This window comes from Pantoea sp. GM_Pan_3, assembly GCF_026541045.1.
Taxonomy (GTDB): Bacteria; Pseudomonadota; Gammaproteobacteria; order Enterobacterales; family Enterobacteriaceae; genus Pantoea; species Pantoea anthophila.
Window position 1 is genome coordinate 188,498 of record NZ_JALNVA010000003.1, and the last position, 22,038, is coordinate 210,535.

At 55.7% G+C, this 22,038-nt stretch carries 21 protein-coding genes and 1 tRNA gene; 5 read left to right on the plus strand and 17 right to left on the minus strand.

The features are described from left to right. The first annotated feature begins 154 nt into the window (after nucleotides 1-154). Nucleotides 155-1,138 carry an MDR family oxidoreductase gene (locus OXR04_RS11340; protein WP_154929140.1) on the plus strand — a complete coding sequence of 328 codons (984 nt, stop codon included), beginning with the start codon at nucleotides 155-157 and terminating at the stop codon, nucleotides 1,136-1,138. Between the two features lie 27 nt (nucleotides 1,139-1,165). On the opposite strand, the gene OXR04_RS11345 is transcribed toward OXR04_RS11340, so the two are convergent. Next, complete coding sequence (locus OXR04_RS11345) at nucleotides 1,166-1,663, minus strand: CinA family protein (protein WP_009087165.1); 498 nt, start codon at nucleotides 1,661-1,663, stop codon at nucleotides 1,166-1,168. Between the two features lie 523 nt (nucleotides 1,664-2,186). Here OXR04_RS11345 and OXR04_RS11350 point away from each other — a divergent pair. Beyond that, complete coding sequence (locus tag OXR04_RS11350) at nucleotides 2,187-2,483, plus strand: SelT/SelW/SelH family protein (protein WP_009087166.1); 297 nt, start codon at nucleotides 2,187-2,189, stop codon at nucleotides 2,481-2,483. A gap of 10 nt (nucleotides 2,484-2,493) precedes the next feature. On the opposite strand, the gene OXR04_RS11355 is transcribed toward OXR04_RS11350, so the two are convergent. The 8 genes from OXR04_RS11355 to OXR04_RS11390 all read right to left on the minus strand — a co-directional run bounded on the left by OXR04_RS11355 (nucleotide 2,494) and on the right by OXR04_RS11390 (nucleotide 9,568). After that, on the minus strand, nucleotides 2,494-3,033 hold the full coding sequence (locus OXR04_RS11355) for a PadR family transcriptional regulator (protein WP_267370005.1): 540 nt from the start codon (nucleotides 3,031-3,033) through the stop codon (nucleotides 2,494-2,496). 69 nt (nucleotides 3,034-3,102) lie between these two features. Then, nucleotides 3,103-3,885, minus strand: coding sequence for a siderophore-interacting protein (locus OXR04_RS11360; RefSeq protein ID WP_058958114.1), 783 nt, complete (start codon nucleotides 3,883-3,885; stop codon nucleotides 3,103-3,105). Nucleotides 3,886-4,279: 394 nt separating this feature from the next. After that, the gene (locus tag OXR04_RS11365) at nucleotides 4,280-4,474 is read right to left on the minus strand and encodes a hypothetical protein (RefSeq protein WP_033736052.1); all 195 of its coding nucleotides are present in this window, start codon (nucleotides 4,472-4,474) and stop codon (nucleotides 4,280-4,282) included. Nucleotides 4,475-4,691: 217 nt separating this feature from the next. Beyond that, nucleotides 4,692-5,561, minus strand: a complete 870-nt coding sequence (locus OXR04_RS11370; protein ID WP_058958113.1) for a helix-turn-helix domain-containing protein — start codon at nucleotides 5,559-5,561, stop codon at nucleotides 4,692-4,694. Between the two features lie 237 nt (nucleotides 5,562-5,798). Further along, complete coding sequence (locus OXR04_RS11375) at nucleotides 5,799-5,981, minus strand: DUF2474 domain-containing protein (RefSeq protein ID WP_267370003.1); 183 nt, start codon at nucleotides 5,979-5,981, stop codon at nucleotides 5,799-5,801. Nucleotide 5,982: 1 nt separating this feature from the next. Beyond that, a complete protein-coding gene (gene cydB / locus OXR04_RS11380) occupies nucleotides 5,983-6,987 on the minus strand; it encodes a cytochrome d ubiquinol oxidase subunit II (RefSeq protein WP_009087177.1) in 1,005 nt (334 codons plus the stop codon). A gap of 1 nt (nucleotide 6,988) precedes the next feature. Then, nucleotides 6,989-8,401, minus strand: coding sequence for a cytochrome ubiquinol oxidase subunit I (locus tag OXR04_RS11385; protein WP_009087179.1), 1,413 nt, complete (start codon nucleotides 8,399-8,401; stop codon nucleotides 6,989-6,991). Nucleotides 8,402-9,187: 786 nt separating this feature from the next. Continuing rightward, nucleotides 9,188-9,568 (minus strand): helix-turn-helix domain-containing protein, encoded by a 381-nt coding sequence (locus tag OXR04_RS11390; protein WP_009087181.1) that lies wholly within the window; start codon nucleotides 9,566-9,568, stop codon nucleotides 9,188-9,190. A 98-nt stretch (nucleotides 9,569-9,666) separates the two neighbouring features. On the opposite strand from OXR04_RS11390, the gene OXR04_RS11395 reads away from it, so the two are divergent. Both OXR04_RS11395 and treF read left to right on the plus strand, forming a co-directional pair. After that, nucleotides 9,667-10,524 carry an SDR family oxidoreductase gene (locus tag OXR04_RS11395; protein WP_154929142.1) on the plus strand — a complete coding sequence of 286 codons (858 nt, stop codon included), beginning with the start codon at nucleotides 9,667-9,669 and terminating at the stop codon, nucleotides 10,522-10,524. A 330-nt stretch (nucleotides 10,525-10,854) separates the two neighbouring features. Further along, on the plus strand, nucleotides 10,855-12,534 hold the full coding sequence (gene treF, locus OXR04_RS11400) for an alpha,alpha-trehalase TreF (protein ID WP_009087184.1): 1,680 nt from the start codon (nucleotides 10,855-10,857) through the stop codon (nucleotides 12,532-12,534). A 67-nt stretch (nucleotides 12,535-12,601) separates the two neighbouring features. On the opposite strand, the gene OXR04_RS11405 is transcribed toward treF, so the two are convergent. The 5 genes from OXR04_RS11405 to OXR04_RS11425 all read right to left on the minus strand — a co-directional run bounded on the left by OXR04_RS11405 (nucleotide 12,602) and on the right by OXR04_RS11425 (nucleotide 16,341). Then, nucleotides 12,602-13,108, minus strand: coding sequence for a DUF892 family protein (locus OXR04_RS11405; RefSeq protein ID WP_009087185.1), 507 nt, complete (start codon nucleotides 13,106-13,108; stop codon nucleotides 12,602-12,604). 10 nt (nucleotides 13,109-13,118) lie between these two features. Further along, nucleotides 13,119-13,601 (minus strand): DUF892 family protein, encoded by a 483-nt coding sequence (locus OXR04_RS11410; protein WP_009087186.1) that lies wholly within the window; start codon nucleotides 13,599-13,601, stop codon nucleotides 13,119-13,121. A gap of 503 nt (nucleotides 13,602-14,104) precedes the next feature. After that, on the minus strand, nucleotides 14,105-14,269 hold the full coding sequence (locus tag OXR04_RS11415) for a general stress protein (RefSeq protein ID WP_004571242.1): 165 nt from the start codon (nucleotides 14,267-14,269) through the stop codon (nucleotides 14,105-14,107). Between the two features lie 743 nt (nucleotides 14,270-15,012). Beyond that, nucleotides 15,013-15,978, minus strand: a complete 966-nt coding sequence (locus tag OXR04_RS11420; protein WP_267369997.1) for a sensor domain-containing diguanylate cyclase — start codon at nucleotides 15,976-15,978, stop codon at nucleotides 15,013-15,015. 287 nt (nucleotides 15,979-16,265) lie between these two features. Further along, nucleotides 16,266-16,341 (minus strand) — tRNA-Phe (locus OXR04_RS11425). 223 nt (nucleotides 16,342-16,564) lie between these two features. Between OXR04_RS11425 and OXR04_RS11430 the strand changes: the two genes are divergently transcribed. Further along, a complete protein-coding gene (locus OXR04_RS11430) occupies nucleotides 16,565-17,884 on the plus strand; it encodes a PAS domain-containing methyl-accepting chemotaxis protein (protein ID WP_140924959.1) in 1,320 nt (439 codons plus the stop codon). A gap of 26 nt (nucleotides 17,885-17,910) precedes the next feature. Here OXR04_RS11430 and mrdA read toward each other — a convergent pair whose 3' ends face one another. From mrdA to deoB, 3 genes are all read right to left on the minus strand, one after another. After that, a complete protein-coding gene (mrdA, locus tag OXR04_RS11435; RefSeq protein WP_046102538.1) occupies nucleotides 17,911-19,800 on the minus strand; it encodes a penicillin-binding protein 2 in 1,890 nt (629 codons plus the stop codon). Nucleotides 19,801-20,009: 209 nt separating this feature from the next. Beyond that, a complete protein-coding gene (deoD, locus tag OXR04_RS11440; RefSeq protein ID WP_009087192.1) occupies nucleotides 20,010-20,723 on the minus strand; it encodes a purine-nucleoside phosphorylase in 714 nt (237 codons plus the stop codon). A 27-nt stretch (nucleotides 20,724-20,750) separates the two neighbouring features. Then, complete coding sequence (deoB, locus tag OXR04_RS11445) at nucleotides 20,751-21,974, minus strand: phosphopentomutase (RefSeq protein ID WP_009087193.1); 1,224 nt, start codon at nucleotides 21,972-21,974, stop codon at nucleotides 20,751-20,753. Between the last annotated feature and the right edge of the window lie 64 nt (nucleotides 21,975-22,038).

A 22,038-nucleotide genomic window follows, 5' to 3' on the forward strand; every position in this document is an offset into this window, starting at 1 on the left:
ATTATATGAAATATATGCAGATTTATGCACAGAGCGATCGACGGCTGACGATGCGCGTGAGCGGGATTCACTGCCCCCTGGCCTGACCCTTGCCCTACCGCATTGCCTCTGCCGGGCGTACACTCATCCTCACTGTCACACTCCTGGAGGATGCATGTTCAAGGCACTGATCATTGAAAATGACGAGCAGGGTTACCGCGCCCTGCTCAAAGATCTCCCCGAATCGCAACTGCCCGACCACGATGTCACGCTCGACGTCAGCTACTCATCGCTGAACTACAAAGATGCCCTGGCTATCTGCAACAAAGGCCCGATTGTGCGCCAGTTCCCGATGGTGCCGGGTATCGACTTTGTGGGCCGGGTCACCGCCAGCCGCCATCCCGACTGGAAAGAGGGAGATATGGCCCTGCTGACAGGCTGGGGGGTGGGCGAAAAACAGTGGGGCGGCCTGGCACAGAAAGCCAGCGTCAGCGGCGACTGGCTGGTGCGCGTTCCCGCCTCTCTCACTCCGCTACAGACGATGGCAATGGGCACCGCGGGACTGACCGCGATGCTCTGTGTGATGGCGCTGGAGAAACAGGGCATCACGCCTGACCACGGGCCGGTGCTGGTGACGGGTGCCAGCGGCGGCGTCGGCAGCTACAGCGTCAGCCTGCTGGCGCGGCTGGGATATGAGGTTATCGCCTCCAGCGGACGCGCCAGCGACCATGCCTACCTGATCGACACCCTGGGGGCGGCCTCAGTCATCGATCGTGATGAGCTGTCGCAGCCAGGCAAGCCGCTGGCAAAAGAGCGCTGGGCTGCCGCGATAGACAGCGTGGGCAGCCACACCCTGGCGAACGTGCTGGCCGCCACCCGGCGGGACGGCGCGGTAGCTGCCTGCGGTATGGCGCAGGGTCTCGACCTGCCTGCCAGCGTCGCCCCCTTTATTCTGCGCGGCGTCACGCTTGCCGGTGTGGACAGCGTGCTCTGCCCGACACCGCTTCGCCAGCAGGCGTGGCAGCGGCTGGGTGAGCTGCTGGATGGCGAACGGCTCAGCCGGCTGAGCCGGGTTATCCCGCTGAGTGAGGCGAAACAGGGTGCGCAGGATCTGCTGGACGGAAAAGTGCAGGGCCGGCTGATTGTCGACTGCCGCTGACGGCTTCTGAAGGCGCGCTTCGCGCCTTCAGAGCGTGCTTTGCTGCAACCGTCTGATAAGCCCCTCCAGCGCGAACTGCGTGCCCTGCTCCATCACCGATTTCGGATCGCCACTAAACTGGTGGCACTCCGCCTCATCCCGGCCGTCGGGCAGGACCCAGCCAAACCAGATGGTGCCTGCCGGGGTGCCATCTTCACCGCCATCCGGCCCGGCATAGCCGGTAATCGACAATCCCACCGGCTCACCCGAGCGTGCGCAGGCCCCCTGAACCATCTCACGCGCCGTCTGTTCGCTCACCGCCGTGTGCTGTTTCAGCGTGGCGGGATGCACACCCAGCAGACGGATTTTGGCGTTATCGCTGTAGGTCACGAATCCGCTGGTGTAGAAGTCACCGCTGCTTTCCACCGCCGCCAGCGTCATGCTGATGAGTCCGGCGGTACAGGATTCGGCGGTCGCCAGATGCAGTCCGGAAGAGAGTAAAAGTGTGCCCAGTTGTTCAGCCGTTTGCGCTAATGATTTTGCCATTATGGTTTCCTTAATCGTCAGTCCGGAACTCCAGGTATAGCGCAAAATCCGTGAACAAATAGACGCAAGGCAATGTTTTTAAAGCGAAACGGTCAGATTGCCCGGCAGCAAAACAGGCGTTCAGTTGATCAAAGCGTCCTTCTGCGAAACAGGATGAGAGTAGTCCGCCAGCCTTCATAAATCGGTGTTTATTCCTGTCGTGATGTCTCTCCGAGCCGCGATAAATAGCGGCCCGGATGAGCACCTGCTACGCCTGCGTCGTTATACCCCCTCGCCAAAAATGAGGTAACAGAGCAGCGAATCCTTTGATTACTTGTTAGTATTCACTTGCTTGCTGACATGACAAAGACGGCGCTGTATAAAAGCCGCAAAAAAGCAGAACAGCACACTGAGCGAGACTCTGACCCGAGCAGGTGGAATTAAGATACTGTTTTAAATAGCTTTATGAGCTCATAAACAACCACAGCGCACACTTTTTTAACCTGAATGCACTGGCATTTATCAATACGTAAGGAAGAGAGTTATGGCGCAAAAACCTGTGGTAGTTATTCACTACTGTATGCAATGCAACTGGCTGATGCGGTCAGCGTGGATGGCACAGGAACTTCTGCATACCTTTGCTGAAGATCTGGCGGAGGTGACGCTGAAACCCGGCACCGGCGGTGTATTTGAGATCATGCTGGATGAGCATCTGCTGTGGGAACGTAAGCGGGATGGCGGCTTTCCTGATGCGACCACGCTGAAACAGCGGGTGCGCGACATCTGTTTCCCGGATCGCACGCTGGGTCACATTGATAAAAACAAAACGGAGATCGGCTAAGCTAACCGGCTCAGCTGTGAGTGATTTTCTCTGCCGCGTCGTGCAGGGCCGCAATCAGCGTCTGCAACGCGGCATCAGAAATATCTTCCTGCGCCAGCCGCTGGTTCAGGGCGACTTTCAGTCCGTAAATCGCCTGCTCGACGGCGGGAATGCTGCGATTGTTGACCAGAATCGCCAGCGTGGAGAGACGCGTGATCAGGCGGGAGACCGTTTCGCGGTTATCTGCCAGCAGCGCCTCACCGGCCGCCGTCAGGCGATACGCTTTGCGCGTGGCCTGAGCATCCAGTACCTCAATCGCCTCCATCTCCTCCAGCAGCGTCAGGTTGGGATAGATGATCCCCGGGCTGGGGGTGTACTCCCCTTTTGACAGCTCCTCAACCGACTTAATCAGCTCATATCCGTGTGCCGCATGCTGCGACAGAAAATGCAGCATCAGCAGACGAATCTCACTCGCTTCCAGCATTTTTTCACGGCGTTTTCGCCGCCCGCCACAACCGCCTGTGCGGGCACTCGGGTCGTCAGCGGAAAAGGGCGTGGGGTGCTGTTTCATAGTCTGGCCTGCGAAAAAAGGAGCCTGATGGTAGTCTGCCGCCAGGCAAAACTCAATTGTCAGCGCCGGTTACTTCTGGTGCCAGTAGGCCACCGCCCGCACGAAGTCACTGTTGATGCCGCGCTGCATCGTGAAGTAGTCGCAGAGCGCCTTCACAAACTCACCTTCACCGGTCAGCCAGATAAAGTAATCCTCCGCCGGGAATGTCACCTGATCCAGCCGGGCAATCAGCTGGCTGAGCTGCGCGGTCTGCATCTGACCGCTACCGAGCCAGTTCAGCGTCACGCCGGTGGTGTCCGGCAGGTAGTCACGGCCCGTTGCCTCATCGGTAAAGGCGTAAAGATGCAGGGCCTGCGCCCGGGCGTCGCGCTGACGACGTGAAAAGGCGGGCAGCCCGGTTTCGTCGCAGACATAGAGCTGGAAGGCGTAATCGGTCGGCACCACCAGCGAACCGCGTGGCCCGCCGATCACTAAGCGGTCGCCCGGCTTCGCCTGGGTTGCCCAGTCACTGGCGACACCCTGCTGATGAATATAGAAGTCGAGCGTCAGTGACGACTCGCCATCAAATTCCAGCGGCGTGTAGTCGCGGGCCGGTGGACGCTCGCCCTCGGGCCAGACAATCGCTCCATCGGTGATCTGCGGCAGCGCCAGTTCGGCCCCTTCTGCCGTCGGGAAGAAAACCTTGATATGGTCATCGAAGCCAGGTGAGGTAAAGCCCGCCAGATCGCTGCCACTGAAGCGGATGCGCCAGAAGTGCCCGGCAATCTGAGTTTTACTTTCGACCTGAATATGACGGAAACGCAGTTCGTTTCGGACGCGCTGCGGCACGCGCGGATTCGTTGATGCTGGCAAAATGTCTCTCCTGGAACGGGACAGATACCCGTTATTCAAAGGGTTGGCGATGATTGGTTAATAACAATCATTCTCATCTGAAGCCAGAAGATAAGCGATGATATATCTTGAGCACAATGACGAAAAATGCGATCCGACGGTTTAAGATATATTTTATACCGACGCGAAGAGTGCAGGCCCTGGATTTAACAGAGAGCAGGAAGGCGTTAAGAACAAAGGTCAGCCGCAGAGCAGGCCTTGCCGGACACGCAGCAGAGACGGCCCAAAAACGAAGCCTCAGACGCGGCAGCGGCAAATCAGAGAAGAGCGGGTGTGAACAGAGAGGGGTCAGGCTGTCCGGCTCCTGATGAGCCGGGCAACGTCTGCGCCGCCGGGGCTGGCCGCGCATTCACAGTTACAGGGTATCGCCGAATCCGGAGAAGCAGTGATTACTGCTGTTCTGTTCCGGCAGCTCACCATCACCCACAATTTCATGACCGGCGCTCTGAGAGTGCGGATGCAGTCCGGCTGGCGGTGAGAAGGGTTCAGCCTGTTGTGCCATTGCCATAACGGGCAATGCCAGAATCAGTGAGATTATTAAGCGTCGCATAGGTGTCTTCGTTTGTGTTCTGGCCGTGAACGGCCTGAAATGCAGATGATTATTCCAGCCCTGCTACAGATGCACGATGATTAAAGTACGGCAGGGTTTCGGAGGAGAATTTTACGCCAGAACGGAGAGTTATTTTATAAAATCGTGCGGTTTATCACGGTTCACCGCACGAAAGATGCATCCGGCACGCCGCTGGCAGTGTGCCCTGCTCCACTGACTACGCCCGGGTGACCGGAATGGAAAAAACGCCGCTCAGCCAGTCGGGCTGACATTGCGTAAAATCGAGACTCAGCAGATCTTTGCCCTGACGGCGTGACACGCCCAGTCCGGGCAGATGCTGATAGTAGATATCTTCAATAAAACGCGTCAGCTGCTCCGGCCTGCCGCTCCAGCGGATACGCGCATAGAGGCCCCGCTCTTCGCGCCAGCTGACGGTATGCTCGCCCAGCAGCGCCGCATGCTGCGGCTCCAGCGCCTGAAACAGGCTGATATTCTGCTGGTCAGCCGAGCTGTGGCCGGGTCCGTACTGAAAGCCTAACCACCCCTGCTTCACATGACTGCCCGCCAGCGCCACCAGCTGCCGCGCCTGGTCGGCTACCCGGTGTTCGCGGTCGGCGATGTAATTACCGAACTGACACTCCCACTCCAGCGTCTCGCCGCAGAGAGGCAGTGCTTCCTCGCGCTCCACCAGCGTCGCGCGCTCATCCAGCGAACGCGCCAGTATACGGCCGTGAAAGTTTTTAACCGGCAGATGAGGAAAACGGCGAAATGCGCCGGGCGTCAGCGAGAAGTGCCCTTTGAATACGCGGGTGAAGTTTTGCTGGTTATCAAAGCCAAAGCGAACGGCGATATCAATGAGCGTCATGCGCGTCAGCCGGAGCGCCATGGCGGCCATTGTCAGACGCCGTTTGCGGGTATAGGCCGCCAGCGTCTGTCCGGTCATCTCCTTGAACATGCGCTGCATGTGCCATTTGGAGTAGCCCGATTTCAGGGTGATCTGATCGATATTGAGGTCGTCGGTAAGATTGGCTTCTATCCATTCGACTAAGTCGTGAATGTGCTGTTTTTTGATGGCCTGGCTGAGCATGATGGCGATTTACGACGCGGGTTAAGACTGAGAATTTCGTTACAAAAGAATAACAAAAATCGCGAATCGGTGTAAGGAAAGGGTAAGGCGAACACGCCCGTGCAGGGCGATTTCGCATTAATTGCTTAGGTTACTAACTAAAAAAGGCTGGCTCGCGCCAGCCTCCTGATGATTAAAAAAAATCTGCGCCGCACTGAGCCTGCGCGTTAGCAGCACCCACCGCCGTTACCGGGACAATTAATGGCTGCGCATCCCCGCCGCCGTCATCATCATCCGGAACAGAGAGGCAACAACACCCAGCGCCAGTACGCTGGCGGCATAGATAAACACCAGCCACATGACGCGCTTCCACCAGGGCGCTTTCGCGTCATTGCCAGCTTTCGTTTCGTTGTGGTTTTTCATGCTGCTGAGACTTTTCATATCAATGATATCCTGCGTCTGCTTTGATTTTTCCACGGAACACGTAGTAGCTCCAGAAGGTGTAGCCCAGGATCATCGGGATGATCAGCAGGCTACCCACCAGCATAAAGGCCTGACTCTGTGGCGGTGCCGCGGCGGCCCAGATGGTCACTGACGGTGGAATAATATTTGGCCAGATGCTGATGCCCAGCCCGGAGAAGCCCAGGAAGATCAGCGCCAGCGTCAGCAGGAACGGCGAATAGTGCGCTTCACGTTTGATGGCGCGCACAATGCCCCACGAGCAGAGCAGCACCAGCACCGGAACCGGCAGGAACAGGAAGAGGTTTGGCGTACTGAACCAGCGATGCGCGATGTCGCCATGGGCAAACGGCGTCCACAGGCTGACAATCCCGATAACCACTAACAGGGCGATGACCAGCGGTGTCGCCAGCGCGGACATTTTGCGGTGCAGCTCATTTTCGGTCTTCATGATGAGCCAGGTGCAGCCCAGCAGCGCGTAGGCCACCACCAGACCGACGCCGCAGAACAGCGGGAACGGTGCCAGCCAGTCCATGGCGGAACCGGCGAAACGGCGTCCCTCAACCGGAATGCCATCCAGCAACGCGCCCACGGCCACACCCTGACTGAAGGTAGCGATGATCGAACCGGCAATAAATGATTTGTCCCAGAAGGCGCGATGACCTTCGACCGCCTTGAAGCGGAATTCAAAGGCGACGCCGCGGAATATCAGACCAATCAGCATGGCGGTCAGCGGGATGGTCAGCGCATCGGCAATCACCGCGTAGGCCAGCGGGAACGCGCCGTAGAGGCCTGCCCCGCCCAGCACCAGCCAGGTTTCATTACCATCCCAGACCGGCGCGACGGTATTCACCATCATGTCACGCTCACCGGCATCTTTATTGAACGGGAAGAGCAGACCGATACCCAGGTCAAAGCCATCCATCACGATATACATCAGGGTTGCGAAGACGATAATCACAAACCAGATAATAGAAAAATCGATCATCTTAGTGGTCTCCATCCTTAAAGGTGGCAGCCGAAAGCGGACGCGCCGGCGTTTTCTTCTGACCAGGTCCACCCTCTTCGGTGATATGACCTTCGCCAGTAACCGGTCCCTGCTTAATCAGACGCATCATGTAGTGGTAGCCCACCCCGAACACCGAGCTGTAGACCAGAATAAAGGCCAGCAGACTGATGCTCATGTGAATGTCACCATGCGCCGACACCGCATCGATGGTGCGCTGCACGCCATAAACCACCCACGGCTGACGACCAATTTCGGTGGTGAACCAGCCAGCCAGGATCGCAATCAGACCCGATGGCCCCATCAGCAGCGCAAACCACAGGAAAGGACGCGACTCATAGAGACGTCCTTTGAAACGCAGCCAGAGGCTGACCACGCCCAGCGTAATCATCAGCAGGCCCAGCGCCACCATTACGCGGAAGGACCAGAAAATGACGGTTGAGTTGGGACGGTCCTCTTTCGGGAACGACTTCAGCGCCGGAACCTGCTTGTCCAGGCTGTGCGTCAGGATCAGACTGCCGAGGTACGGCACCTCCAGCGCATACTTCGTCCGCTCCTGCTCCATATCGGGAATACCGAACAGGATCAGCGGTGTGGCTTCACCCGGCGGGTTTTCCCAGTGCCCTTCAATCGCTGCAATTTTGGCAGGCTGGTGTTCCAGCGTGTTCAGGCCGTGCGCATCACCGATCATCGCCTGAATGGGCGCGACAATCAGTGCCATCCACAGCGCCATCGAGAACATACGGCGGATAGCCGGATTATTGTTGCCCTTCAGCAGATGCCAGGCCGCCGACGATCCCACGAAAAACGCGCTCGCGAGGAATGCCGCCACCGACATATGGAACAGTCGGTAAGGGAAAGATGGGTTAAAGACGATTTTGAACCAGTCCTGCGGAACCACGATGCCATTCTGAATGATGTAGCCCTGTGGCGTATGCATCCAGCTGTTAGAGGCGAGGATCCAGAAGGTTGAAATCAGTGTTCCGAGGGCAACCATACAGGTGGCAAAGAAGTGCAGACCCGGCCCCACGCGATTCCAGCCAAACAGCATCACGCCCAGGAAACCCGCTTCCAGGAAGAACGCCGTCAGCACCTCATAGGTCAGCAGCGGGCCGGTGATACTCCCGGCAAAAGCCGAGAAGCCACTCCAGTTAGTCCCGAACTGATACGCCATAACCAGCCCTGAGACCACACCCATACCGAAGTTAACGGCAAAGATTTTGGACCAGAAATGGTAGAGATCGCGATAAGACTGATCGCGGGTTTTGAGCCACATACCTTCGAGTACGGCCAGGAAACTGGCGAGACCGATGGTGATGGCGGGAAAGATAATATGGAAGGACACAGTAAATGCGAACTGAATCCTGGCCAGATGAAAGGCATCTAATCCGAACATTGCTTACCTCTTTGCCACATAGAACACCATGTATTTACTTATAATTAACAACTTAAGCCTGATGCGCGGGTTTCTCTGCGCTTATTGAAATTCCCGCCGCAAATTTAAAACTATTTGCGACGCGGAAACAGAAACAGTGGGATGAATGAAAACTATAACAGTATTTGTTGATTCTGATCATTGTTTTTAGCAGGAATTACTTATTTAAAAATAAGGCTTAAAGGTTAATTTAAGCGCACTTATGTGTCGCTAATGTTACGGTAACACCCCCCTCAAAAAGAGAGACTGGCCTGAGTCAGGCCTGCATGAAAAAGGTCTTCAACAGCCTGTTTTCAGACACTATTTTGTTAAAAACCTCAGTCAGGGAAAGGTCAAAAATGAGAGAGGGAAAATTAAATCGCTTGGTTTTTTAACAGGTTAAAACCGCAAGCTTTTATCTCTGCCGCTTTGTTTGCTTTTTCGCATAACCCTGCTAATACCGCCATTAAAACCGCATAGAAAAACCGGCAGGAAAGCGATTTAAGCGCAGCTGTAAATGTTAATAAAATGAGTCAAAAAGCAGAGCTGAATTAAACGTCACACGCAGGCCGACGATTATTCCGGACCCGCGCGAGAAAAAACGGTTTAATAAGCGGCATTGGGCCGCTGGGGTTATTTGTGCCGCCGTTGCGCTCTGCCGTTTTGTCACAGAAGAGAATCTGTCACAGCGGATGCAGCCGGAGAACTGCGCGAACGCCTGAAGAGTGAGTCGTCGCGTGGAGACGGAGGCCGGAAAACAGAGGGGAACTACTCTGCGGCGGATTTTTCGCGCTGCGCCAGAATCCGGCTCACGTTCAGCTCCAGCCAGTCAGCCAGCCCGACAACCTGCTCACCGACTTCGCGACCCAGCGGAGTCAGGCAATATTCCACATGCGGCGGCACCACGTCATAGGCGATACGCTGCACGAAGCCATCCTCTTCCAGATAGCGCAGGTTCTGCGCCAGCATCCGCTCACTGACGCCCCCCACCGTCCGGCGCAGCGCACTGAAGCGCAGCGTCTGGCCCTGCAGCGCTAACAGGATCAGCACACTCCAGCGGCTGGTCACGCGCTTCAGCACGTCACGGGACGGGCAGTTGACGTTAAGCAGCTCACCCCGGCTAAATCTTTCACTCAGTTTTTCAGACATTTACTTCGCTCCGTTCAAACTAACAATTCTGTAAGTACTTACTAAAAATTAGTTTATCCCGTAGTCTGATTTTTACCAACCGTCACAGGAGAGAAAACATGATTGCCGTAACAGGAGCTACCGGCCAGTTGGGCCGGTTCGTGATCGATGCCTTACTGAAAAAAGTCCCGGCCGAAGAGATCATCGCTGCGGTGCGTACGCCCGCCAGAGCGGCGGATCTTGCGGCGCAGGGTGTCACTGTCCGTGAGGCTGACTACAGTAAGCCAGAGACCCTCAGGGCCGCGTTTTCGGGCGTGGATAAGCTGCTGCTGATCTCCGGCAGTGAAGTGGGCCAGCGTGAAGCGCAGCACAAAGCCGTTATTGAGGCGGCGCAGGCGGCGGGTGTGGGTTTTATCGCTTACACCAGTCTGTTACATGCCGACAGCTCACCGCTGGGGTTAGCGATTGAGCACCGCGCGACCGAGGCGCTGCTGCAGGCCTCTGGCATCCCCTTTGCGCTGCTGCGCAACGGCTGGTACAGCGAGAACTATGCAGCCAGCATTCCTCCGTCGCTGGCGCACCACGCTTTTATCGGTGCGGCAGGCGAAGGCCGTATCGCCTCGGCAGCCCGTCAGGATTATGCGGAAGCGGCGGCAGAAGTCATGAGCCGTGACGATCAGGCCGGTAAGGTATACGAACTGGCCGGTGATGAGAGCTACACCCTGGCGCAGTTCGCTGCGGAGATTGCCGCCCAGAGCGGCGAGAAGGTCGATTACGTTAATCTCTCACAGAGTGACTTCGCCGCAGCGCTGAAAAACGCCGGTCTGCCAGACGGCCTGGCGGAGATGCTGGCGGATTCCGACGCCGGCGCAGAGAAAGGCGGCCTGTTTGATGATTCCCGCCAGCTGAGTCAGCTAATCGGTCGCCCGACGACCACCTGGCAGGCGGTGATTGCCGCGACGCTGGCGAAACAGTGATGTTGATGGCAGGGAGCGGACAGCCCGGTCCGCTCCCTGCCCGTTTCCGTCCTCCTTCCGTTGGGTATGCCACTTTTTGCACCCTGCCAGAGCCTCTGGTTTCTTTACAAAATGTAAACAGACACCTGTTTTCTTCAGCTTAAATTTTTTTCTTTAGTTACCTAAGAGATTCATCTGAAATGCGTTTTTTGTGAACAGCAGCATATTTGGTTGAATTGTCTGGAATTTATTCAAAAACCTCAATTAATAGACAATTTTTATTACGTTCATAGGCAATCTGCATTGTTGTTCCGCAGATTGAGAGGTCTATAATTTGTCCTTTGTGCAACCATGACCGCTCAGGAGGCCGCTATTAATACTTATCGCCAGCAACAAAATGCACTTGAAGAGGTTCGTGCCGGGGCGGAAGTTGAGTATCAATACGATCCCCATGAACTGAAACTGGATCGCATGCAGGATTCTGAACCGGAACCGGAGCTGATCGAAGGCCTGCCGGCGCCGGATGCGCTGACGCCTGCCGATCGTTATCTGGAACTGTTTGAACATGTCCAGATGTCGCGAATTTTCGAGGACAGCAAAACCTTCCCCGACTGTTCGCCAAAGTACGATCCGCTGGATGTGCTGATGCGCTATCGTCGGCAGAAACGCAGCAGTGACTTCGACCTGTCGCGTTTTGTCGCCGATCACTTTTATCTGCCTGGCGTAAATGAAAGCTTCTATGTCTCCAACCCGGATAAAACGCTCAACGAGCATATCGATGACCTGTGGCCGGTTCTGACTAAAATGCCGCAGCAGCATATGCCGCACTCATCACTGCTGCCGCTGCCTAAACCCTATGTGGTCCCCGGCGGACGCTTTGGTGAAACCTACTACTGGGACTCCTACTTTACGATGCTCGGTCTGGCAGAATCGGGCCGCGATGACCTGCTGCGTCATATGGCGGACAACTTTGCGTGGCTGATCGATAACTACGGTCATGTGCCTAACGGCAACCGCACCTATTACCTGAGCCGCTCTCAGCCGCCGGTATTTGCCCTGATGGTCGAGCTGTTTGAAGAAGATGGCGTGCGCGGTGCCAAACGCTATCAGGAACAGCTGATGAAGGAGTATCAGTTCTGGATGGACGGCGCCGGTTCACTGATGCCGAACCAGGCCTATCGTCATGTGGTGCGCATGCCAAACGGCTCACTGCTCAACCGCTACTGGGATGACCGCGATACGCCGCGTGACGAATCCTGGAGCGAAGACGTGGAAACCGCGCGTGAATCTAAACGTCCGGCCAGCGAGGTCTATCGCGACCTGCGCGCCGGGGCGGAATCGGGCTGGGATTACTCCTCGCGCTGGCTGCGTAACCCGAAACGGCTGTCGAGCATCCGGACGACGCAGTTCATCCCGATCGATCTCAACGCGTTTCTCTACAAGCTGGAACTGATGATCGCCACGCTTTCGCATGCCAAAGGCGAAGAGCTGACGGCGCTGGCGTGGCAGAAAAAAGCGGAAGCGCGTAAACGCGCCATCACCCGCTACCTGTGGGACAGCACCGCAGGCGTTTTCCGCGACTATGACTGGCGGCGTGAGCGTTTCGGGGCCTTTACGGTGGCGTCAGTCGTGCCACTGTTTGTCGGGCTGGCTACACCGCATCAGGCACATCTGCAGGCGATCTCGCTGCGCCATCTGCTGCTGAGCAACGGCGGTCTGCTGACCTCTATGGTTGAAAGCGGCGAGCAGTGGGACCGTCCAAACGGCTGGGCGCCGATGCAGTGGATGGCCGTGGTTGGCCTGAATAACTATGGCGAAGAGACGCTGGCGAGTGAAGTGGCGGTTAACTGGCTCAACACGGTCAACAACTTTTATCAGCTGCACCATAAGCTGGTTGAGAAATATGACATCAGCGGCGATCGCGCCCGTCCGGGTGGCGGCGGTGAATATCCGCTACAGGATGGCTTTGGCTGGACCAACGGGGTAACCCGCAAGTTGATGACGATGTATGGTCATCTGATGGCAGACTGACACACAGAACAGCATTGACGCAAAAAAGCCGGGGCATCCCGGCTTTTTTATGCAGACTGTTTCTGCGCTATTTCTTCGCTTCCGTGCCTGGCTGTGACGCCCGCTGCAGGAACTGCTGCGTCACTTCAGGCAGATGCTGCAACAGCCACTCCGCCATTGCCACTTCCTGGTCACGGATTTCGCTAAGGATCCGTACACCCTGGGTATCCCCTACCTGTTCTGCCGCCGCAATCAGGCTGGTGTAGCTGGCGATCTCGGCATTCTCAAACACATAGCCGCTGATGGCGCCTTTCACCACTTCATCAGAGTTGAACATGCCGCCCACGGCCTGGCCGGTGGCGGCCATTTTGCCCATCGCATCTTTCATCACGGAATGATCGATACCGTGGCTGTCGAGCAGCTGTTCCAGCAATGTCAGCTGATGTTTTGTCTCGTCCAGATGCTGGGCCAGGCGCTGTTCCAGCGCCGGATAATGTTCAAGACGGCCCGACATTTTGCTCAGCATGCTTTCCGCTTGTTTTTCCATGGCATGCGCATCGCGCAGCCAGTCATGATAATGCTCAATTGCAGTCATGTGTCACTCCTTAAGAGACGGTAATCGACTCAGCGACCGAGGTCAGCTTTTCATCCGTTTGTTTTTCTTCATTCAGTGTCGCTTCCAGCAGCTCGGCGGCTTTGGTGTAGCCCAGCTTTAACGCCAGCGCATGCAGGGTGCCGTAAGTCGCAATCTCATAGTGCTCAACTTTCTGCGCTGCCCCGATCAGCCCCTGATCGCGGACTTCTCCCTTCTCGACCGAGTCGATGATCTCCTGCGCTTCCTCAACCAGACCTTCAAGCGCATGGCATTTCATACGTTTAATTTTAACTTCAGGTGTTACCTCTACCAGTTCGTCGAGGCGTTCAATCTGCACCCGGGTCTCTTCCAGGTGTTGATTAAACGCAGCAACAAGCGTTTCGTCACTGGCAGCACGCGCCATTTTAGGCAATGCACGGGTTATCTGTTTCTCAGCGCTGTATACATCGGATAAGTCATGGATGAACAGATCGTTTAACGTTTTCACTGTCATAAGATAGCCTCATTGATTAAAAAGCTGCGTCGGTAATAACGCAACGCCAGTCATATCGTTGACACATGGAAAGTCTAGTGGAGATTCTTAATATCGCACGCTTCGGTAGTATGAATTTGAGACAAAAGTGGCATGTAAAATGCATTTTCCTTTTTGCAGCAGCATGTTAGCTGAAAAGCATTTTCCACGTTACGGCTTCGCTCGCGACATCGGAATTTGTACAAGGTTATAAATCACTGTATACATTTCCGGAATCCGGCGCATAAAAAATGCACCAGGCAAAACTTCATCTGTACAAACTTTTATTAAACCGTATAGCTTTAACGAAACGGAAATAAAAAAACCGGACAGGTAAACCCATCCGGTTTAATTAAGGATATCTGTTGCTGCCAGTCATTAAGCAGCGACATAATTCAGGGGGTAATTATCTTTAAGGAAAATTAAAGAGAATCTCTGTGGCCCGCTTAACCTGTTAACCTGCTGTGATGACAGCGCTTAAGGGTTTAGCTGCGGCGACTGACCTTACCTCCTTTGCGCCCTGCCTCAATAGCCCGCTCGGGGTCATTCTTAAAGTTCCCGCCGCTTTTCTGGCCGCCTTTGCGCCCGGCTTCAGCCGCACGCTCTTTGTCAGCCGCAAAGTTTCCGGCCCCACCACGATATTGAGTCATTCTGTGTTCCTCTTTGAATTAAAAATCAGAATTTGCACAGTTAATGCTTCATCAGGCCGATTCAGCAATCTAAATGTAGACAGAAAATCGGACCGATCAAGCGAGCCAAATAAAAATCCGTCATCGCTCTGGTTTATTGGTGGCTCTGCCCTCATCCGGATTGATAACGCATTTCAACTATCGCCTTTTCCTATTCAAAAAAGCGCAACGGCGTGTCAAAACTTTATAACCAAATTCGCCGCGCCCTATTAATCGATCTTTTTCGAAAAATGTCCAATTGAAAAAATCGTAAGCGAAGCGGCTGCAACATAACTTCTTCAATATCAGGTGGTGAAGATGATCAACAAACGATCAATTTCCCTAAGCGAAGCGCGAAATAAATCCAGGCCGCGTCTTTTCAGGATCAGAATTAAGCGAAGCGCACGGCATTATGAGCATCAGGTTTAAAATGGTGAATTTGATCAATAAATGATCAATTATCATGGTTTAACGAGAATTTTAATTAAAATCATAGGCCATTTCCGGCCCTGAAATTAATGACTAAGCGAAGCGGTATAATTTAAGCATGTGGACAGTGAAGGTGAGGCTTTCGGAATAGTACTAAAAAGTGTTTTATGCGGAGGCTGGCATCAACCCTGCCGCTCTGCGACACAGGCAGGAGTGTGATGAAGTGTGAAAAGAGAAGATCAGGTGGGGTGTGCCGTTACGCCTGATGGAGAGCGCGCACAGCCGGGTATATCAGGTCACAGTAATCGGGTAATGTCAGGATCAAAAGCCACACCGCGTTTGCCGTTTTTCTTGATGCGGTACATCGCTTCATCCGCGCGCGCCAGCGCGGTGTCGAAGTCATCGCTGGCCTGCACCTGGGATACGCCCACAGAAGCCCCGATCATGGCATGCCCGTTTGCCATCTCAAACGGAGTCAGAACGGCATCCAGGCAGGCATGGGCCAGCGCTCTGACCTGCGGATGAATGATGGCAAAGGGCAGCAACAGGACAAACTCATCCCCACCGAGCCGGCCCGTGATGACCGCTTCCGGGACGCTTTGCGTCAGCCGCTGACTCAGCTCAATGAGTACTTCGTCACCGCTGCGGTGACCCAGCGTATCATTGACGTGCTTGAAGTTATCCAGGTCGATAAAGACGACACAGAGCGGCCCCTGCGCTTTGAGGTCGCAGAAGGCGCTTTGCAGTGCATGACGATTGTTGAGTAATGTCAGGGGATCGTGCAGCGCCAGCAGCGCGAGCTGCTCTTCATATTGCTTCTCTTTGGTCATGTCGATATGCGTGCCGATTACTTTGACCGGCTGCCCCGCTTCATTCCACTCGCTGACCCGGCCACGATCCAGTACCCAGGCGATACTGCCATTTTTGGCGATCATGCGATGCAGGGCCTCGTAGTAGGGCGCTTTCCCGGTAATGTGGTCGTAAAACGCGCGTAAAACCTCGGCGGCATCATCGGGATGCAGGCTCTCTTTCCAGGATTCAAACGTGGCGTCAGTCTCTTTCGGCTGGAAGCCCAGCATGGCCCCCCAGCGCCGGTTGAAGATCACCAGCTTGCCGCTGGGAATGTCCAGTTGCCACAGAAACAGCCCGGTGCCATCCAGCGCCGCATTGAGTTTTGTCCGGGCGTCATGCGCTATACGCTTCAGCCGCGCATTATGCTTTTTCAGGTTCTGTATCTGCAGACGCAGCGCTTCTTCTGACATGACCGTAAGACAGGATTGAGAAAGGGGTATTGTGCCTGTCAGAGTGATTCTGTAAAGAGAGGCGTATAAAACACGATTAGTCGCGGCCAATTGCAGGCTGAGCAGCATATCAGGCGGTGGCAGTCTGGCAACACAGCACAGAGGCGAGACGGTAAATTGATTTCGCCGTGAAATCTTTCTGGCGGGTGACCGGATGAGTGAGGGAACGCGGGCAAATCAGTGGAGGGTTATGAGGTGGGATGTGGCGCTAAAAAGCAAAAACCCGCCAGAGGCGGGTTCTTTAAATATGGTGCCCGAACCCGGAATCGAACCAGGGACACGGGGATTTTCAATCCCCTGCTCTACCGACTGAGCTATTCGGGCAACGGGGCGCATTAAACCAAAGCGGCCCGGCAGCGTCAAACGCTTTTCGCCAAAATCAGATCGACTGCCCGCTTTTCCATCAACCCGCCCGCTGTGGCTGTTCTGAGACCAAAAACGTGACGGACGTCAGGATAAATTTTCATCAGCGGAGCGGTAAAGACTCCATTGTGCCGCACGGATGCCGATAAATAAGGCGAATCCCACACTAATAATAAGGATCGCTATGTTTTCCACCATTACATCAGGAATCGCTGCACGTCACAGCTGGCAGAAACGCGCACACTCAGCAGCCACGCTGAGCTCGCTTAACGGATCTATCGCCATGATCGAATTTTCGCCTGACGGCACCATTCTCAGCGCCAACTCGCTGTTTCTGGCGCGGATGGGCTACACGCTGGCAGAGATAGAAGGCCAGCACCACAGCCTGTTCTGCACCGCAGAGCAGTTACAGTCGAAAGATTATCAGGATTTCTGGCTGCGACTGAACCGGGGAGAGAGCTTCAGCGACAAGTTTCTGCGCGTAGCCAAAAACAGCCGCCCTGTGTGGCTCGAAGCCAACTATGTCCCGGTGCAGAACCGACATGGCCGGGTGATCAAAATCGTTAAGCTGGCCACCGACATTACCGGCCATATCAACGACGCCCAGGAGCAGCGCGCCATCACGACCGCCATTGAGCGCTCTATGGCAGTGATCGCCTTTAACCTCAAGGGCGAGGTGCTCAAAGCCAATGATAACTTTCTGAAAACTATGGGCTACCGGCGGGAGGAGATCGAAGGTATCCATCACAGCCACTTCTGCTCGCAGGCGCTGCGCGACAGCCGGGAATACAGCGAATTCTGGCAGCAGCTCAACCGGGGTGAATTTGTCTCCGGTCAGTTTCCCCGCGTCAACAAAGCCGGTGAGACTATCTGGCTGCGCGCAACCTACAACCCGGTGTTTGACGAACAGGGCCGGCTCTACAAAATCGTCAAATTCGCGACGGATGTCACCGCTCAGGTAGAAAAGAATCAGCAGGAGCATGACGCGGCGCAGCAGGCTTATCACACCGCGCTGCAGACGGATGAGAGTACACGGCTGGGTGCCGATGTGATTGCCAGCAGCGTTCAGACCATGAATGCGCTGGCAGGGGAACTGCAGGGCATCTCCGGCGATATTACCGGCCTGAGCGAGTCATCAGATCGTATCGGCGCGATTGTCGAAGGGATCCGGCGCATTGCCGATCAGACCAACCTGCTGGCACTGAATGCCGCCATTGAGGCCGCAAGAGCGGGCAGCCATGGCCGCAGCTTTGCGGTCGTAGCAAACGAAGTGCGCACGCTGGCGGCGAACATCAACCGCGCGACTACCGACATCGAAAACCGGATACAGCAAAACCACGTGCTGGCGAGCCGCGCGCTGAAGGGGATCGAATCGAACCTGAAGCGCGCGGATCAGGGCGTGCAGCTGGCTCAGGAGGCGGGCGGCGTCATCGCTGAAATCCGCGAAGGCGCAACCGATGTGGTGCGTGCCATCGGCCAGGTCGCCAGAACGCTTAAGGCCTGAGTGGCTGCGGGGGCTGTGGCCCCCTTTTACTGCGCGGTCTGCGCGGTCTGGGTGGCGGACGCCGTCGCCTCTGGCGCGGGCGGGATAAAGATATGGTCCAGAATATCCCGCATCACCGGCGCAGCCGTCACCCCTTCCCCGCCGCCATTCTCCAGAATCAGGGCCACCGCGACCTTCGGGTCGTTAAAGGGGGCAAAGGCGGTGTAGAAGATATGGTCACGCAACCGGACCGGGATCATCTTCGCGTTATAGGTCTGGTTCTGGCGCAGGCTGAAAACCTGCGAGGTGCCGCTTTTCGCGGCGATGCCATAAGGCGCCGTGTGGAAATATTTATAGCCGGTGCCGTTAGGTGAGTTCGCCATGCCAAACATCGCACGGCGCACCAGCGCCCAGTAGGGAGAATGGGGATCGCCAATCTGCGTTTCGCGCAGCGGTGGATGGTAGTTCTCTACCAGGGTGCCGCGCTGGGTTTTCTCCAGCAGATGCGGCGCAATCACCCTGCCGTTGTTGATCAGCGCCACCATCGCTTTCACCATCTGAATCGGCGTCGCGATCCAGTAGCCCTGGCCAATGCCGACGGAGACCGTATCGCCCTGATACCACGGCTTTTTATGCACCTTCTGTTTCCACTCGCGGCTCGGCAGCAGGCCGTTATACTCCTCATTCAGATCGATACCGGTCGATTTGCCATAGCCGAACTGGCTGAGCATGGTGTGAATGCGATCGATGCCCATCATAAACGCCACCTGATAGAAAAAGGTGTCGGCAGACTCTTCAATGGCGCGGGTCACATCCAGCATACCGTGGCCCGTCTTTTTCCAGTCGCGATAGCGCCGGTCGGTGCCCGGCAGCGTCCAGGTCGGCGCGCCAAAGAACTGCGTCTGCGGCGTAATCACATGGGTCAGCAGTGCCGACATCGCCATGTAAGGTTTCACCGTCGAGGCGGGCGGATAGAGTCCCTGCGTGACGCGGTTAATCAGCGGCAGGTTTTTATCCTGCAGCAGCTTTTTGTAGGCCTGATAGCTGATGCCTTTGACAAACGGATTAGGGTCATAGCTGGGGCTGGAGACCATCGCCAGCACCGAACCGTCGTGCGGATCTTCAATCAGCAGCGCCGCACGCTGCCCCGCCAGGCGGCTTTCCACATACTGCTGCAGATGGAGATCCAGCGTCAGCGTCAGGTTCTTCCCTGCCACCGGCGGCACCTCTTTCAGTACCCGGACAATGCGGCCGTGGTTATCCACTTCCACTTCCTGATAGCCCGGCTTGCCGTGCAGCAGCGCTTCGTAATAGCCCTCAATGCCCTGCTTGCCGATATTGTGGTCCGCCGCATAGTTTTCGGCGATCCCCTCTTCATTCAGGCGCTTGTAGTCGCTGTCGTTGATTTTCGAAACATAACCGACCACATGTGCCAGATCGGCCCCGTAGGGATATTCCCGATCCTGATAGGTCTCAAGACTGGCACCAGTGAAGCGAAACTGATTCACCGCAAAGCGGGCGACCTCCTCTTCGGTCAGCTCCTCTTTCAGCACCACCGGCTTGTAGCGGCTGGTCTGCTTCAGCGCATGGCGGAAGGTGTCGATCTCATCGGGCGTCAGATCCACGAGCGGCGTCAGCTCGCGCAGCGTCGCTTCCATATCGCTGATTTTATACGGCGTCAGCGTGATGGCGTACCAGCTGACGTTACGCACCAGCGGAATGCCGTTGCGGTCATAGATCAGCCCGCGCGTCGGCGCGATGGGGATCATCTTGATGTCGTTCTGATTGGAGCGCGTCTGGTAATAGCCGTGATCGCGCACCTGCAGACGGAAAAGGTTTACGCCAAGAATAGTGAAACAGAGACAGACCAGAGCAAAGGCAACTGCAGCACGGCGGGCAAAGAGCTTCTCTTCAGCTTCGAAGTTACGAAAATTCATCAGGGGGCATTATCAGGCGATTAATTATTATCTGTTGTTGCGCACCATAATAAAGCGCGTTCGCGGCGGTGCCAGCACGAAGATGCACAAGCCTCAGCAAAAGTGTGTCATTTGATGTGAATGTTACGGGACAGCGCGGGGGAGTGAGGCAGATCCTCCGGTTAAAGAGGATCTGAACAGATGGCGGACGACAGCGCCCGCCAGAGGGATTAATCACCCAGCAGGACAGATTCCAGTGCGATCTTAATCATGTCGTTGAACGTCGTCTGACGCTCAGCCGCTGTGGTCTGCTCATGCGTGCGGATATGGTCTGATACCGTGCAGATGGTCAGCGCTTTAGCGCCAAACTCAGCGGCCACACCGTAGATGCCTGCCGCTTCCATCTCGACGCCGAGGATGCCATATTTTTCCATCACGTCGAACATCTGCGGATCCGGGGTGTAGAAAAGGTCGGCAGAGAAGATATTACCGACGCGTGCTTCAACACCCAGGTTTTTCGCCGCATCCACCGCGTTGCGCACCATGTCGAAGTCAGCAATCGCCGCGAAGTCGTGATCTTTGAAACGCATACGGTTCACTTTGGAATCGGTGCAGGCACCCATACCAATCACGATGTCACGCAGTTTGACGTCAGGACGCACGGCACCACAGGAGCCAACACGGATGATCTTCTTCACGCCGAAATCAGTGATCAGCTCTTTGGTGTAGATGGAGCAGGAAGGGATACCCATTCCGTGACCCATGACAGAGACTTTGCGGCCTTTGTAAGTGCCGGTGTAGCCCAGCATGCCACGCACATTGTTCACTTCAACCGGGTTTTCCAGGAAGGTTTCTGCGATGTGCTTTGCACGCAGCGGATCGCCGGGCATCAGAACAACATCGGCAAAATCGCCCATTTCAGCATTGATGTGAGGAGTAGCCATGGTTTAAATCCTTATTAAAGTGCTGATTTACAGCATGTTCTTGCCATAGTCCATGTCGGACAGGCCAAAGTAGTGTGCAATTGTCTGACCAATATCGGCGAACGTCTCGCGGTAGCCCAGTGAGCCCGGCTCCACCTTCGGTCCGTAGATCAGAATCGGAATGTGCTCACGCGTATGCTCGGTGCCTTGCCAGGTCGGGTCACAGCCGTGGTCCGCGGTGAGGATAAGAATGTCATCTTCGCCGACCAGTTCCATCAGCTCAGGCAGGCGACGGTCAAACAGCTCCAGGCCGCCAGCATAACCGGCGACATCGCGGCGATGCCCCCAGGTGGAGTCAAAATCCACGAAGTTGGTGAAAACAATCGCCTGATCCGGCGCCGTTTTCATCTCCTGGATCGTCGCGTCAAACAGCGCATCCAGACCAGTCGCTTTGACCTTTTTGGTAATGCCCTGCTCCGCATAGATATCGGCGATTTTGCCCACTGAAATCACATGCCCGCCTTTCTCATCCACCAGCTTTTTCAGCATGGTGGCTGAAGGTGGCTCAACCGCCAGGTCGTGACGGTTACCGGTGCGCTCAAACTGCCCCGCTTTGTCACCCACAAACGGACGGGCAATCACGCGGCCGATGTTATAGCCCCCTTCCGTCAGCTCTTCACGGGCGATTTCGCACAGCGCATAGAGGCGGTCGAGGCCAAAGGTCTCTTCATGACAGGCGATCTGGAACACCGAGTCTGCCGAGGTATAGAAAATCGGCTTGCCGGTTTTCATATGCTCTTCGCCCAGCTGATCGAGGATCACGGTGCCTGATGAGTGGCAGTTTCCGAGGTAGCCCGGCAGGTCAGCGCGCTCCACCAGCTTGTCCAGCAAATCCTGCGGGAAGCTGTTCTCTTTGTCGCTGAAGTAGCCCCAGTCAAACAGTACCGGCACACCGGCGATTTCCCAGTGGCCTGACGGCGTATCTTTGCCCGAAGACAGCTCACTGGCGTAGGCGTAGGCGCCGGTGATCGTCGCCTCAGGGTCCAGACCGGCCGGGAAGCGACCGGTCGACAGCTCCGCGGCTTTACCCAGACCCAGCGCGGTAAGATTAGGCAGATGCAGAGGGCCTTTACGTCCCTTGTCTGCTTCACCTTTAAAACAGGCTTCAGCGATGTGACCCAGGGTATCTGAACCTGCGTCACCGAACTTATCGGCATCTTTACTGGAGCCAATTCCAAAGGAATCGAGAACCATAATAAAAGCACGTTTCATGCAAGTCTCCTGCGCATTGGCGCGTGACAAGTCAAAAAAAAGCGATCAGATCAGTATACCTGAA